The organism is Pseudomonas edaphica, from assembly GCF_965277385.1.
In the GTDB taxonomy this organism is placed as follows: Bacteria; Pseudomonadota; Gammaproteobacteria; order Pseudomonadales; family Pseudomonadaceae; genus Aquipseudomonas; species Aquipseudomonas edaphica.
In genome coordinates this window covers 5,980,958-5,995,666 of the sequence record NZ_OZ255725.1, presented here as the reverse complement: position 1 = coordinate 5,995,666, position 14,709 = coordinate 5,980,958, and the positions used below count along the sequence as shown (strand labels likewise).

Below are 14,709 nucleotides of genomic sequence, written 5' to 3'. Positions count from 1 at the left end.
TCATGCCTCGTTACGCATTGATCGTCGCTGCTTTTTTACTGCTGTTCAGCCAATGGACCTTCGCCGCCTACCGCATCGGCGTGAGCATCGCCCGGGTTGACGATAACTTCATGACCTACGTGCGCACCGGCCTCGAAGCCGCCGCCAAACAGCAGAATGTACAGATCCAGTTCGAAGACGCCCAGGGCGACGTGGTGCGCCAGCTCAATCAAGTCGAAGGCTTTCTGAACCAGAAAGTCGACGCGGTGATCGTGCTGCCGGTGGACACCGCCGCCACCGCCAACATGACCCGCGCCGCCGTGGCCGCGAAGACGCCGCTGGTGTACGTCAACCGCCACCCTGACGAACGCACGCTGCCCAAAGGTGTGGTCACGGTGGCCTCCAACGACATCGAAGCCGGGCAATTGCAGATGCGCTACCTGGCGGAAAAACTCGGCGGCAAAGGCAATGTGGCGATCATCATGGGCGACCTCGCGCAGAACGCCACCCATGACCGCACCGAAGGCGCCAGGCAAGTGCTCAAAGACTTTCCGGGAATCAAGGTGGTCGAGCAGCAAAGCGCCGAATGGCAACGTAGCAAAGGCATGGACCTGACCAGCAATTGGCTGCTGGCGGGCACACAGTTCGACGCCATTGTGGCCAACAACGATGAAATGGCGATTGGCGCGGCCATGGCGCTGCAACAGGCAGGCAAGGCCAAGGGTGAAATCGCGATTATCGGTATCGACGGCTTGCCCGATGGCCTGGCGGCGATCAAGCGCGGCATGCTCACCGCCTCGGTGTTCCAGGACCCCAAGGCACAGGCCACACAGGCCGTGGAGTCAGCGATTCGGATGATCAAGGGCGAGCCAATTGAATCGGAAGTGTGGGTGCCGTTTGAGTTGATCAAGCCGGAACAGGTGGCGGTGTTTGAGCAGCGCTACAAATAAAAGTCGGGTGCCCTCAACTGTGGGAGCGGGCTTGCCCGCGATAGCGGTGGGTCAGTTGCAAATTTATCGACTGACACTCCGTCATCGCAGGCAAGCCAGCTCCCACAATTTGCCCGGGTTTCAGTCCAGATCGGTGGCGTCGTGGCGCTCAGCCAGTTGCTCCTCAGGTGCCCCGGACACCCGATTCACCCGCCGCCCACGCTTCACCGCCGGACGTGCTTCAATCGCCTCGGCCCAGCGCAGCACGTGCTTGTACTCGTGCACCGACAAAAACTCCGCTGACGCGCCGTACAAACGGCCTTTGACCAAGCCGCCATACCACGGCCAGATCGCAATATCGGCAATGGTGTACTCATCGCCGGCAATGTACTCACTCACCGCCAGGCGCTGGTCGAGCACGTCCAGTTGACGCTTGGTTTCCATGGCGAAGCGATTGATCGGGTATTCCATCTTGCTCGGCGCATAGGCGTAAAAATGCCCGAAGCCGCCGCCCAGGTACGGCGCGCTGCCCATCTGCCAGAACAGCCACGACAAACACTCAGCCCGCGCAGCAGGCTCGGTGGGGAAGAACGCGCCGAACTTCTCGGCCAGGTAGTGCAGGATCGCACCCGACTCAAATACGCGAATCGGCGTGTCACCACTGTGGTCCATCAACGCCGGGATCTTGGAGTTGGGGTTGACTGCCACAAAGCCGCTGCCGAACTGGTCGCCATCGCCGATCTTGATCAGCCACGCGTCATATTCCGCGCCGGTGTGCCCCAGGGCCAGCAGTTCTTCGAGCAGGATGGTGACCTTCTGCCCATTCGGCGTGGCCAGGGAATACAGCTGCAACGGGTGTTTGCCGACCGGCAACTCTTTCTCATGGGTCGCACCGGCAATGGGTCGGTTGATGCTGGCGAAAGTGCCGCCACTTTCGGTGTCCCAGGTCCACACCTTCGGGGGTAGGTAGTCGGTCATGCTCACTTCTCCTTGATTTGAGTACTGTTCGATGCAGCCAGTTGGGCCACGTTCCATCCGCCGCCCAGCGCCTTGATCAGGCCCACATTAGCGCTTAATTGCTGGGTTTGCAGTTGCAGCACACTGCGCTTGGCTTCCAGCGCAGCCACTTGGGCGGTGACCACATCCAGATAGGCCACGGCGCCCTGGCGATAACGCGAGGTCGACAGGTCTTCGGCGTATTGTGCGGCAGCGGCCGCGTCACGCTGGTCATCCAGGGCGCTGCCCAGGCCCGCAATCTGCGACAGGTTGTCTTCCACTTGCTCGAAAGCGCCCAGCACCACGCCACGGTATTTGGCCGCGGCTTCGTTAGTGGCGGCCTTGGCAATATCGACCTGGGCCTGGCGCGCGCCGCCATCAAAAACTGTGCCGACCAGCGACGGGCCGATGGCCCAGAACAGGTTGGGTGCGCTGAGCAAACGGGCAAACTCGTCACTCTGATAGCCGCCCTGGGCGCTCAAGGTGATTTGCGGGAACCATGCGGCCTTGGCCACGCCGATCCGCGCATTGGCCGACGCGATGCGACGCTCGGCAGCGGCAATATCCGGGCGGCGTTGCAGCAGGCTCGACGGCACGCCCGTGGGCACGTTGGGCAATGCAATCGGCGCCACATTCACGGCGACGGTATAGGTTGAGGCGGACTCCCCCAGCATGGCCGCAATCGAATGCTCCAGCAGCGCCCGTTGCACCAGGCTCTGGTTCAATTGCGACTTGACCGTCGACAGCTGCGTGCGCGCCCGCGCCACGTCCAGCCCGGACACGATCCCGCCGCCGTGCAAGCCTTCGGTCAGGCTAAGGGCTTTGGTGTAGGCGTCGCGGGTCTGTTCCAGCAGTTGGTTCTGCCAGTCGATACCGCGCAGGCGGATGTAACTGTCAGCCAATTGCGCTTGCAGGCTCAGGCGTACCGACGCCAGGTCGGCCCTGGCCGCCTCCGAGTCACTGGTGCCGGCCGCAACCGTGTCGCGCACGCGGCCCCACAGGTCGACTTCATAATCCACCTCCAGGCCCAATGTCGCGGAATTATAGACGTCCGGCGAGGTGGCCGAGCGCAGCGGTTTGGTGCCCGACTGGCGAATACGCTGGCCGCTGCCGATGGCCGAGAGCTTGGGGAACAGCCCCGAACGGTCCTGGGCCAGGAACCCCTGGGATTGCTGGTAATGCGCGAATGCCGCGCTCAGGTCCGGGTTGTTTTTCAGCAACTGCTGCTGCATCGCATCCAGCTGCGGGTCGTTGTAGATGCGCCACCAGCCGTCTCGGTTGGCCTGGTCGTCGGGCGCGCCGACGGTCCATGGGCCTTGGGTGTGAAACTGCGCGGCGACAGGTGTTTGCGGCACTTCAAGCGGCGGCGCCAACGAGCAGGCACCCAGGCTCAAGGTGGCGAGCAGGCCCAGCAAGTTGCGCTTAGCCATGGGGTTTGGCCTCGACGGAAGCGGCAGCCAATTGCACCGAATCATCATCGGCCAGGCCATCCGGCGGCGTATCGATCACGCGGTCAGCCGCTTGCAGGCCGCTGGCGATCTCCACGCTGTCGCCAAAGTCACGGGCGATGGTGACGGTCTTGAAGTGCACATGGTCCTGGCTGTCGAGGGTGGCGACGCGCATACCCTTGTCATCGAACACCAGGGCACTGGACGGTACGCGCAGCACGTCGGCCTGCACCGGCAAATCAAACTGCACGCTGGTGTAGCCACCGGGCAGCAGGCGGCCGCCGGGGTTGTCCACCAGCAGTTGCACCAAGGTGCTGCCGGACGCGGCGTTGACCGCATCGGCAGTGGCGATCACCTTGCCGGTAAAGGTTTCGCCGCGATACTCCGGCACGCTCAGGCGCGCCGTAGTGCCTTCGCGAATCTGTGGAGAGAAGGTCTGCGGCACCTGCACATACACGCGCAGACGGCTGACATCGGCCACCGCAAACAGCTCTTTGCCGGCGGTGCCCCCGGCGCTGATCAACGCGCCCACGTCGGTACTGCGCGCGGTGACTACACCGGCAAACGGCGCGACCAGATGCTGGAAGCCCTTGGTCGCCACCAACTGCTCGACATTGGCTTTGGCCGCCGTCACTTTGGCCTGCTTGGCGGTCAGGTCGCCGGTGCGCTCGTCGACGTCCTGACGCGACACCGAGTCGGTCGCGAGCATCGCCTGCCAGCGCTTGGCGGTGGTATCGGCCAGGTGTTCATCGGCCTGGGCTGAGGCCAAAGTGGCGCGGGCTTGCAGCAGTTGCTGGTCGAGTTCCGGGGTGTCGATTTCGGCCAATACCTGGCCGGCTTTGACGCGCGTGCCGATGTCGACATTCCAGGATTTCAGGTAGCCATTGACCCGGGCAAAAATCGACGCACGCGAATAAGCCTCCATCCGCCCCGGCAAGTTGAGTACCGGGCCTTGCGCTTGCACCACCGGCTTGACCAGGTTGACGCTGGGCAGTGCCTGCGCGTCGGTCCAGGTCTTGAGGTCACGGGACTCACTGGCACGCACGCTCAGGCCGACACCGACGATGACCACCACCGTCACCCCGCCCACGATCAGCCACAAAAGGCCACGGGACGGCTTTTTTTCAGCAATAGAAACGGACATGTCAAACCCCTTGGGAAACGGTAGTCGCCAGCGTGGCGTGTTGGCGACGCCCGTGGACCAGACTGAAAATCAATGGCACCAGAATCAACGTGGCGATGGTGGCAAACGCCAGCCCGCCGATCACCGCACGGCCGAGCGGCGCGTTCTGCTCGCCGCCCTCGCCCAGGCCCAAAGCCATGGGCGCCATGCCGATAATCATCGAGATGGCGGTCATCAACACCGGCCGCAGCCGCGTGTAACCGGCCTCCAGCGCGGCCTGCACGGCATCGCCATGCACGGCCAGGCGCTCACGACAGAAGCTCACCACCAGAATGGCGTTGGCGGTGGCCACGCCCATGCACATGATCGCCCCCGTCAAGGCGGGCACCGACAGCGGCGTATGCGTGACAAACAGCATCCACACAATGCCCGCCAATGCCGCCGGCAACGCGGTAATGATCACAAACGGGTCGGCCCAGGACTGGAAGTTGACCATGATCAGCAGATAGATCAGCACCACTGCGCCCAACAGGCCGAACAGCAAGCCACTGAAGGCCGCGTTCATGGTCTGCACCTGGCCCTGCAAAATCACCTTGGAGCCGGTCGGTACTTCACCGGCGTGGGCCGCGATGATTTTCTGGATATCGGCGGCGACGCCACCCAAATCGCGGTCCTGAATCGCCGTCAGCACCTCAACCACCGGCTGGATATCCGACTGGCTGAACACCGAACTGCTGTGGCTGCGCTGGATATTCGCCAGGCCGCCCAAGGTCTGGTCGGTGGCCGCGCCATTGCTGCCGCTCAGCGGCAAGTTGTGCAGTGCGGCCAGGCTTTCCAGGTTGTATTGCGGGGTTTGCATCACGATCGGGTAGGAAATGCCGTTGGCCGGGTTCAACCAGAACGTCGGCGCTACCTGGCTGGAGCCCGCCAAGTTGACCACCAGGCTGTTGGTGACATCGCGCTCGGTGAGGCCGACCAACTGCGCACGGGTGCGGTCCACGTCGATATTGAACGTCGGCAATTGCCGCGACTGCTGGATGCGCGCATCCACCACCCCCGGCACCCGGCGAATATCACGCAGCAGCGCGCTGGCATAGGCGAAGTTAGCCGCCAGGTTATTGCCGTTGATTTGCAGGTCGATCGGTGCTGACGAACCGAAGTTGAGAATCTGCCCGACAATGTCCGAGGCCGGGAACGAGAACACCGCGCTCGGGAACTCCCGTGGCAGGGTTTCGCGCAATTGGCGCATGTACTCGGCGGTCGGGCGATGGCCTTCGTTGAGGCTGATCTGGATATCGGCGTCCTGGGAACCCACGGTGCCGGTGTTGTTGTACACCACGTTGATACCGCTGATGGACAGGCCGATGTTGTCGACCAAGGCTTTAAGTTCCTGGGCCGGGACTTTACGCCGGATCGCGTTTTCGATGTCGGCAATCAGGTGCGCATTACTCTCCACCCGTGTGCCCACCGGAGCGCGGACGTGCAACAGGATCAACCCGGAATCGACCTCGGGGAAGAAGTTGCGGCCCAGGAACGGCACCAACGCAAACGACACGGCGACAAACGCCAGCAAGCCGATCACCACCGCGCGACGATGGTGCAAGGCGCTGTGCAATACGCTGTGGTAACGCTCGCGAAAGGCTTCAAAACGCTTTTCGAAACCGCGCTGGAAATTCACCAGCGGGTTGCGCGACGGTGCGTGCCCGTCGTCGCCGTGTAGATGCGGCTTGAGCAGGTAGTTGGCCAATGTCGGCACCAGGGTCCGCGACAGCAGGAACGAGGCGATCATGGCAAAGATCACCGCTTCGGCCATCGGCACGAACAGGAAGCGCGCCACACCATCAAGGAAGAACATCGGCACAAACACGATGCAGATACACAGCAGCGAGACAAACGCCGGCGTCACAATCTGCGCCGCACCGTCGAGGATTGCCGTCTGCACCGGTTTGCCCTGCTCCAGGTGCCAGTTGATGTTCTCGATGGTTACCGTGGCATCGTCCACCAGGATGCCCACGGCCAGCGCCAGGCCGCCGAGGGTCATGATATTCAGGGTTTCGCCCAGCGCCGAAAGCGTGGCTATCGAGGCCAGGATCGCCAGCGGAATCGAGGTGGCAATGATCACCGTCGAACGCCAACTGCCGAGGAACAGCAAAATCATCAGGCTGGTCAGCGCCGCCGCGATCAAGCCTTCACGGGCCACGCCGCTGATGGCCGAACGCACGAACAGCGACTGGTCGCCGATCAAATCGATATTCAAGTTGGGCGGCAACGCAGCCTTGTTGTCGGCAAGCTTTTCCTTGATGCCCGCGATCACGCCCAAGGTCGATGCCGAACCGGTCTTGAGCACCGGCAGCAGCACCGAGCGGTTGCCGTTCACATGCACGATGTTGGTTTGCGGCGGGTTGCCGTCGCGCACGGTGGCCACGTCCCGGATCAGCACGGTGGTGCCGTCGGCGGTCTTGATCGGCAGGTTTTCCAGGTCATGGAAGTCCGAAGGTGAGTTGTTCAGTTGCAGGTTGAATTCGTAGCTGCCGATCTTCTGGGTGCCTACCGGGGTGATCAGGTTCTGCGTGGCCAGGGCAGTGGCGACGTCCTGTGCCGACAGGCCACGGGCTTGCATGCGCGCCGAATCGAGGTCGATCTGCACTTGCCGGCTCTTGCCGCCAAACGGGTATGGCAGTGCTGCGCCGGGCACGCTGGTGAGCATCAGGCGCACCTGGTTCAGGCCGATATCACCCAAGCGCTGTTCGCTCAGCCCCGGCCCAGAGAGTGCAAGCTGCACAATCGGCACGGTGGAGGCGCTGTAGTTGAGCACCAGCGGCGGCACGGTGCTGGGCGGCAATTGCCGCAGGATCGCCTGGGACACCGACGTCACCTGGGCGTTGGCGGTGCTGATGTTGACGCCGGGCTGGAAGAAGATCTTCACAATCCCGTAGCCGTTCATCGACTGCGCTTCGATATGGCGAATGTCGTTCACGGTGGTGGTCAGCACCCGCTCGAACGGCGAGGTGATGCGCCCCGCCATCTGGTCCGGCGGCAAACCGGTGTACTGCCAGATCACCGCAATCACCGGAATGCGGATTTCCGGGAAGATGTCCGTCGGCGTGCGCCAGGCCGCCAGCGGCCCGACAATCAGGATGAAAATGGCCAATACCAAAAAGGTATAGGGGCGCAGCAAGGCGATGCGCACGAGGTTGAGCATAGGAGGTGATCCAGACAGGAGATTGTTTGATCAAGCAGGCTTCGCCATGCCGTTTTCCCGCCTCGCCCCATGCACGTCCTGGGGTTTTTGTAACGACATCCCGGTCACAAAGAGGCATATGCCACGATATCGAACTTAGTGGCATACGCAACTAATTTGTTTCAAGCTGTCTCAGCTTTCATCTGGAACGTCAGTTCGGTCCGAAAGGCCTTGTCCTGACAGGTCGCGCAGGCATAATCAGCCGCGTCGTGTTTTGTATCAGAGAGTATCTGCCCTTGAAATCTGCCCCGCCTTGCTCCGAGAGCCCCAGCGCCTGCGTCAACGGTGCCGTGCGCCGCACCTCGCGCCGCCTGGGCCAGATCTATGACGAAGCGTTCGCGCCCTGCGGGCTCAAAGCCACGCAATACGCGCTGCTCAACCGCATCGCCAAGGCCGGCACGCCGAAAATGGGCGAGCTGGCACAAACCCTGGTGATGGATTTGTCCGCGCTCGGCCACACGCTCAAACCGCTGGTACGTGACGGCCTGGTGGAGCTGCGCGTGGACGAACTCGACCGGCGTACCCGGCGCGTGCTGCTGACCGAACAAGGCAAGCGCACCCACCTGGCGGCCAAGCGTATTTCCACGCAAATGGCCGAACGCTTCGATCAGGCATTCGGCCGTGAAGCGGCGGCGCAACTGCGCCAGACCCTGGACTTTATCGCCTCCGACGAATTTGCCCGCACCCTGCTGGCCAAGGACGATTAAGCCATCGGCTGGTGGTTAGTGACGCAGTGAATGCCACCGCCGCCCGCGGCAATCGCATCGATATTGAGTTGCAGCACTTTGCGGCTCGGGTAGAGCCGTGACAGCAGGTCCAATGCCTTGCGGTCCGCCTCCGGGTCGCCGAATTCAGGCGCAATTACCGCGCCGTTGATCACAAAATAATTGATATACCCAGCGGCGAAGTCCTCGTTACCCTTGCTGAACTTGTTTTTGCGCGGGTTCAGCGGCGGCGATACGGTGTGCACCTGCAACGGGCGGCCGTCGGCGTCAGTGGCGTTCTTGAGGATTTCCAGGTGCGCAAGGGTGACTTTGTGGTCGTAGGACTCGGGGTCGGTATCGAGGTTGGCCAGCACCACGCCGGGCGACACAAACCGGGCGTAGAAGTCGACGTGGGCGTCGGTGATGTCCTTGCCCTTGATGCCCGGCAGCCAGATGATCTTGCGCAGCCCCAGGCGTTCCTTAAGTTCGGCCTCCACGTCGGCCTTGCTCCAGTCGGGGTTGCGGTTGCGGTTGATCCAACTGCTTTCGGTCATGATGCCGGTGCCCAGGCCATCCACTTCGATTGCCCCACCCTCGCCCACCAGCTCACTGCGAATGTGGCGCGCGCCGGTTTCTTCGGCCACCAGCGCCGCCAACTGCGCGTCATCGGCATGTTGTTGTTTGTTGCCCCAGCCATTGAAGTTGAAATCCACTGCGCCTTCGCCACCGGTGCCATCGATGACGAAATTGGCGCCGGTGTCGCGCATCCAGATATCGTCCAACTCGGTTTCGACAAAGGTGATATTGCGCGTGCCGCAGTGTTTTTCCGCCAATGCGCGCTCGTCTTCGCGACAGAACACAGTGACCGGCTCATAGTTGGCAATCGCCCTGGCGATACGGCCCAGGGCCGCTTGCACATCAGCGGTAAAGTCTTCCCAGATAGCGTCCTGGGCGCCAAAGGCGATAAAGGCTTGGCGGTGTTTTTCGCCTTCGTCGGGCATGTAGAAACGGCCTTTGACAGCGGCACGTACATGGGTGGTGAGTAAGGTCATGGCACAGACCACGCTGGCTTGTTTGATGAAGGTTCGACGGGTTGGCATGGGGGTCTCTACTTGGTGGTCGCTGTCTTGAATTTAGTCCACATGCGCATGCGCGCACGCATATCCGCCTGGGGGATGTCTTTGCCGGCAATCAACCGCTCGAAGGTGGCTGCATCCGGGTAAATTTGCGGGTTATCACGCATGGCTGCCTCCACCGCCGGGCGGGCCTTGGCGTTGGCCGTAGGGTAGCCGGTGAAGTTGGTGATGGCGGCCATGTTCTGCGGGCGCATCACGAAGTTGATAAAAGCATAGGCGTATTCCGGGTGCTGGGCGTCGACGGGAATGGCCATGGTATCCATCCATACCGTGGTGCCCTCGCGAGGGATGTGATAACCAAAGGTCACCGATTTGCCGGCCGCATCGGCGGCGCGCTGGGCTTGGGTCATGTCACCGCTGTAGCCGAGAGACAGGCACAAATCACCGTTGACCAAGTCGGTCACCGGTTGCGACTGGAACTTGCGGATATACGGGCGCAGCTTGAGCAGCAAGTCACTGGCAGCGGCCAGGTCTTCACGTTTGGCGCTGCGCGGGTCGCGCCCCAGGTAGTTGAGCACCACGGCCAGCACTTCATCCGGTGAATCGATCAGCGAAATGCCACAGTCGGCGAACTTGGCGGCAAATTCGGGCTTGAACAGCAGGTCGAGACTGTTGACCGGCGCGTTCGGCAAGCGCTGCTTAATCTGTGCGGTGTTGTAGGTCAGGCCGATGGTCCCCCAGGTGTAGGGCACCGTGGCTTTGTTCGAGTTGACGTAGTGGCTGCGCAACTTCTGCAAACCCGGCTCGATATCATCCATCGCAGTGAGCTTGGCAGGGTCCAGCGGTTGCAGGCTGCCGGCGCGCATCAGGCGCTCGGCCACGGTGTCGCCGGGGAAGATCAGGTCGTAGCCGCTGCCGCCGGCCATCAACTTGGCTTCCAGGGTTTCGCTGCCGTCCATCACGTCGTAGATCACCTTGATGCCGGTCTCGGCGGTGAAAGCCGACAAGGTGTCCGGCGCAAAATAGTCCGCCCAGTTGTAGAGTTTCAGCGTCTTGTCATCGGCCGTGGCGCAGGCGCTGGTGAGGATCAGGGCACAGCTCAAAAGCAGTCTCATGATGGGCGTCCGTCCAGGGTCAGCAGTGCGTCATACATGTGCGGGCGGCGGTCGCGGAAGATGCCCCAGGTCCGGCGTTCTTCGCGCATCGCAGACAGGTCCAGGGAGTGCACGAGTACGCCAGTGGATTCGCGATCAGCTTCGACCAGCAGCTTGCCTTTGTGGTCGCAGATAAACGACGAGCCATAGAAATCCATTTGCAGGCTCGCATCCGTTGTCGCCACTTCACGGCCTACGCGGTTGGCCGCCACTACCGGCACCAGGTTGGCGGCGGCGTGACCGCGCATGGTCATTTGCCAGTGGTCACGGGAGTCGAGCGCCGCGCAGCCGGGTTCCGAGCCGATGGCCGTGGGGAACAACAACACTTCAGCACCCTGCAACGCCAGGCAGCGGGCGGTTTCGGGGAACCACTGGTCCCAGCAGATACCGACACCCAGGCGCCCGAACGCCGTGTCCCAGACGCGAAAACCGGTGTCGCCGGGGCTGAAATATTCCTTCTCCTGGTAGCCGATGGCGTTGGGAATATGAGTCTTGCGGTACACGCCCATCAACTGCCCATCGGCATTGGCCACACTCAGGGAATTGAAGTAGGCATTACCGGCCTTTTCGAACCAGCTCAGCGGCAGCACCACGCCCAGTTCCTTCGCCAATGCGGCGAAACGCTTGAGCACGCGGCTGTGCTGATACTCCTCGGCCAGTGCCAAATGTTTGTGATGCTGCTCGATACAGAAATACGGCGTGGCGAACAGCTCCTGCAGCAGGATGACCTGGGCGCCCTGTGCGGCGGCATCGCGCACCAACCGCTCGGCGCGGTCGAGGTTACCCGGCAAGTCCCAGGTACACGGCATCTGGGTAGTAGCAATCGTCAATACAGTCATGGCATTACCCCTTTAACGGCCAGGCCGGTTGCTGTTGCGTGATGCAATGCACCCCGCCGCCGCCGTGGGCCAAGTGGTTGATCTGCACCGGCACGATTTCACGGCCCGGGAACGCCTGGGCCAGCACCTCGGCCGCTACCTGATCAGCCTCAATGCCGTAGGCCGGCATGATGATTGCGCCGTTGGCAATGTAGAAGTTGGTGTAGGAGGCGCAAAACACTTCTGCATCGGTGTCCACTGCGTCGGTGGCCTCATACAGTTCGATCAGTTCGAAACGGCGGCCATGGGCGTCGGTGGCCAGTTCCAGGGCGCGACGGTTTTCGCGTACTACTTGGGCGTAGGTCGAGTGGTGATCGTGGGTGGCATCCACCAGCAGCAGGCCAGGGCGGGCGAAGGCACACACGCCGTCGACGTGGCCGTCGGTCATATCGCCAGTGACGTAATCCGGGTCGCCGGGCAGCCAGATAGTCTTTTTGATCCCCAGCAGGCGCGCGAAGACCTCTTCCATCTCGGCCTTGGTCATACCGGGATTGCGGTTGGGGTTGAGCAGCACCGATTCGGTGGTGATCAAGGTGCCCTCGCCGTCCACATGGATCGCGCCGCCTTCATTGCTCAGCGGCGTGCCGAAGCATTCCAGCCCCAGGTGATTAAGCACCCGGCGCGCCAGGCTTTCGTCCAAGTCATGGGCCGACTTGCCGCCCCAGGCGTTGAAGCGCCAGCTCACACCCGCCGCACCCTGTTGCGGGTGACAAATGAAGGTGGGGCCGGAGTCGCGGCACCAGCTGTCATTGACGGCCTCAGCGATCAACTCGATGCCAGGGCCACACAGGGCTTTGGCACTGGCGATTGCCGAAGGGTCGACAATCATTTTTACTGGCTCAAAACGTGCGATGGCATTGGCGACCCGCGCAAAATCCTGCTGCACCAATGCCAAAGTCACACCCCAGGTGCTTTCCCACAGCGCCTGGTTATGCGGCCAGACCATCCAGGTCGCCACATGATGGGACCACTCCGCGGGCATACACCAACCACTGCTTAAAATTTCACTACGCTGCATGACAAGCACCTTTGAGTTAAGTCATTGTGTTCAGTGAAAACTGCCCACGGAGTCTTGGCGCACATGCTACGTAGGCTGAAAAGACCAAACAAACGATGGATTTTGTAGAAAACTGATTAGCGGAGCTTATCGATATGCTCAACCACTGGCCGCCCCTCGGCACCCTGCGCGGCTTTGAAGCCGCCGCCCGGCTAGGCAGTTTCCACAAGGCTGCCGAAGAACTGCACCTGACCCAATCGGCGATCAGCCAGCAGATCCGCAGCCTGGAGGCTTACCTGGAGCAGCCGCTGTTTTTACGCAGCGGGCGCAGCGTGAGCCTCACCGACGCAGGTTATGACTTCCTCAGCACCACCCAGGCGCTGCTGCAACAACTGGCGGTGGGCGTGCGACGCCTGGGGCAGTACCGCAAACCCAATCAACTGGTGCTCAACACCACGCCGACCTTTGCTCGTCACTGGCTGCTGCCACGCCTGGCGGACTTTCGTCAGCGGCACCCGGAGGTAGACCTGTGGATCTTCAGCACCGATGAAGTGCCTGACATGGCCAGCCAGACCATCGACCTGGCCGTGCGTGACGACATCAGCTCCCAGGCCGAATGCAGCTTCAAGGTGCTGCATGCCGACCGCCTGTTTCCGGCTTGCCATCCCAAGCTGCTGTCTGTGCCTGCGGCGCAGCGCACCACGTTGCACGGCGAGCGAGAGATGGACTGGAGCCATTGGGCCGTGGAGGCCGGTATTGATGTGGGCCAACAGGACCACGGGCTGAATTTTTCCGATCCAGGTTTACTGCTGGATGCCGTGTGCAGCGGGCTGGGCATCGGCCTGGTCAGCCAACTGCTGAGCCGCCAGGCCCAGGCCGATGGTTTGCTCACGCCGCTGGTCGAAGCCACCATTCGCGGTCCCAGTTGGGCGCTGTTGACCCACCGTGACAGTGAAAACGACCCACTGGCCCGCAGCTTTACCGAATGGCTGCTGATGCGTTTGCAGATAGACCCGACATGAGCGACAGACTTGAAGACATCCTCACCGAGCACTTGAACGTGATGTTCTGCGGCATCAACCCCGGCAAAGGCTCCGCCGCCCTCGGCCTGCACTTCGCCAACCGCAGCAACCGCTTCTGGCGCACGTTGCACCTGGCCGGCTTCACGCCCCATGAAATTCACCCCGAAGAGGGGCGCACCTTGCTCGACTACCACTGCGGCCTGACCACACTGGTGGAGCGTCCGACGGCGAGTGCGGGGGAATTGGCGCGGCATGAATTCAACGACGCCGCGGTTGCGTTTGAGCAAAAAATCCGCCGCTGGCAGCCACGCTTCGTGGCCTTTCTGGGCAAGGTCGGTTATAGCGCCGTGTCCGGCCAACGCGAGGTTGCCTGGGGGTTGCAGCCGCTGTTGTTGGGCGGCGCAGCGGTATGGGTGTTGCCCAACCCCAGCGGGCGCAATTTGGCGTTCAACCTGGAGCAGTTAGTGGATGCCTATCAGCAACTGCGCAAGGCCATTGCGCAGGACAATCATGTGCCCTTAATCTCCTGATCCCATCACCTGAAAGCAACGGAGGCTTCATGAAACTGATAGGCATGCTTGACTCGCCTTACGTACGCCGCGTGGCAATTTCCCTGGACCTGTACGGCGTGGCGTTTGAACATCAGTCGGTGTCGGTGTTCAGCACCTTCGAGCAGTTCCACGCGATCAACCCGGTGGTCAAGGCGCCGACCCTGGTGCTGGACGACGGCACCTTGCTGATGGACTCCAGCCTGATCCTGGATTATTTCGAAGCCCAGGCCCCCACCGACAAGAAGCTGCTGGCACAAGCGCCGGGCGCCCGCGCCCACGAACTGCACCTGCTCGGGCTGGCCCTGGCGGCCTGCGAGAAAACCGTGCAGATCGTCTATGAGGACAATCTGCGCCCGGCAGAAAAACGCCATGAACCGTGGATAGACCGCGTGACCGGTCAACTGTTGGCCGCCTATTCGCTGCTGGAAAAGCACCTTGCCCAAACCACCGACGCGCCACTGACCCAGGCGGCGCTGACCGCGGCAGTCGCGTGGTCGTTCACCCAACTCAAACTGCCGTCGGTGCTCGACCCCAAGGCATTCCCTAACCTGCAACGTCACGCCGACCAACTGGAACAGCACCCGGCGTTCAAGCGCTACCCCATCGAGTAG

Annotated in this window: 13 protein-coding genes; 5 read left to right on the top strand and 8 right to left on the bottom strand. The window is 62.0% G+C overall.

Annotated features, from left to right (window positions below; translation table 11 throughout):
* The first annotated feature begins 2 nt into the window (after positions 1 to 2).
* A complete protein-coding gene (locus ACQY47_RS27335) occupies positions 3 to 929 on the top strand; it encodes a sugar ABC transporter substrate-binding protein (protein ID WP_307418478.1) in 927 nt (308 codons plus the stop codon).
* Positions 930 to 1,049: 120 nt separating this feature from the next.
* On the opposite strand, the gene yghU is transcribed toward ACQY47_RS27335, so the two are convergent.
* The 4 genes from yghU to ACQY47_RS27315 are packed head-to-tail and all read right to left on the bottom strand — an operon-like array spanning position 1,050 to position 7,677.
* On the bottom strand, positions 1,050 to 1,886 hold the full coding sequence (gene yghU, locus ACQY47_RS27330) for a glutathione-dependent disulfide-bond oxidoreductase (RefSeq protein ID WP_428553538.1): 837 nt from the start codon (positions 1,884 to 1,886) through the stop codon (positions 1,050 to 1,052).
* A 2-nt stretch (positions 1,887 to 1,888) separates the two neighbouring features.
* Positions 1,889 to 3,334 (bottom strand): efflux transporter outer membrane subunit, encoded by a 1,446-nt coding sequence (locus ACQY47_RS27325; RefSeq protein WP_428553535.1) that lies wholly within the window; start codon positions 3,332 to 3,334, stop codon positions 1,889 to 1,891.
* Entirely contained in the window at positions 3,327 to 4,496 is a 1,170-nt protein-coding gene (locus ACQY47_RS27320; protein ID WP_176992597.1) for an efflux RND transporter periplasmic adaptor subunit, read from the bottom strand. Before ACQY47_RS27320 ends, ACQY47_RS27325 begins: the two co-directional genes overlap by 8 nt.
* A gap of 1 nt (position 4,497) precedes the next feature.
* Positions 4,498 to 7,677 carry an efflux RND transporter permease subunit gene (locus ACQY47_RS27315; protein WP_428553532.1) on the bottom strand — a complete coding sequence of 1,060 codons (3,180 nt, stop codon included), beginning with the start codon at positions 7,675 to 7,677 and terminating at the stop codon, positions 4,498 to 4,500.
* A gap of 275 nt (positions 7,678 to 7,952) precedes the next feature.
* Here ACQY47_RS27315 and ACQY47_RS27310 point away from each other — a divergent pair, with 275 nt between their 5' ends.
* A complete protein-coding gene (locus tag ACQY47_RS27310; protein ID WP_178111042.1) occupies positions 7,953 to 8,423 on the top strand; it encodes a MarR family winged helix-turn-helix transcriptional regulator in 471 nt (156 codons plus the stop codon).
* Here ACQY47_RS27310 and ACQY47_RS27305 read toward each other — a convergent pair.
* Genes ACQY47_RS27305 through ACQY47_RS27290 form a run of 4 tightly spaced genes read right to left on the bottom strand, consistent with a single transcriptional unit; the run spans position 8,420 to position 12,546 of the window.
* Positions 8,420 to 9,520 (bottom strand): agmatine deiminase family protein, encoded by a 1,101-nt coding sequence (locus tag ACQY47_RS27305; protein ID WP_099549157.1) that lies wholly within the window; start codon positions 9,518 to 9,520, stop codon positions 8,420 to 8,422. The two genes, ACQY47_RS27310 and ACQY47_RS27305, sit on opposite strands and share 4 nt — an antisense overlap.
* Before the next feature lie 8 nt (positions 9,521 to 9,528).
* Positions 9,529 to 10,611 (bottom strand): extracellular solute-binding protein, encoded by a 1,083-nt coding sequence (locus ACQY47_RS27300; protein WP_428553527.1) that lies wholly within the window; start codon positions 10,609 to 10,611, stop codon positions 9,529 to 9,531.
* On the bottom strand, positions 10,608 to 11,489 hold the full coding sequence (gene aguB, locus ACQY47_RS27295) for an N-carbamoylputrescine amidase (RefSeq protein ID WP_017134572.1): 882 nt from the start codon (positions 11,487 to 11,489) through the stop codon (positions 10,608 to 10,610). The genes ACQY47_RS27300 and aguB overlap by 4 nt, the downstream gene beginning before the upstream one ends.
* 4 nt (positions 11,490 to 11,493) lie before the next feature.
* The gene (locus tag ACQY47_RS27290) at positions 11,494 to 12,546 is read right to left on the bottom strand and encodes an agmatine deiminase family protein (RefSeq protein WP_017134571.1); all 1,053 of its coding nucleotides are present in this window, start codon (positions 12,544 to 12,546) and stop codon (positions 11,494 to 11,496) included.
* A gap of 134 nt (positions 12,547 to 12,680) precedes the next feature.
* On the opposite strand from ACQY47_RS27290, the gene ACQY47_RS27285 reads away from it, so the two are divergent.
* The 3 genes from ACQY47_RS27285 to ACQY47_RS27275 are packed head-to-tail and all read left to right on the top strand — an operon-like array spanning position 12,681 to position 14,709.
* Positions 12,681 to 13,547, top strand: a complete 867-nt coding sequence (locus ACQY47_RS27285; protein WP_099549155.1) for a LysR substrate-binding domain-containing protein — start codon at positions 12,681 to 12,683, stop codon at positions 13,545 to 13,547.
* Positions 13,544 to 14,077, top strand: coding sequence for a G/U mismatch-specific DNA glycosylase (gene mug / locus ACQY47_RS27280; RefSeq protein ID WP_428553522.1), 534 nt, complete (start codon positions 13,544 to 13,546; stop codon positions 14,075 to 14,077). Before ACQY47_RS27285 ends, mug begins: the two co-directional genes overlap by 4 nt.
* A gap of 29 nt (positions 14,078 to 14,106) precedes the next feature.
* Positions 14,107 to 14,709 (top strand): glutathione S-transferase family protein, encoded by a 603-nt coding sequence (locus ACQY47_RS27275; RefSeq protein WP_017134568.1) that lies wholly within the window; start codon positions 14,107 to 14,109, stop codon positions 14,707 to 14,709.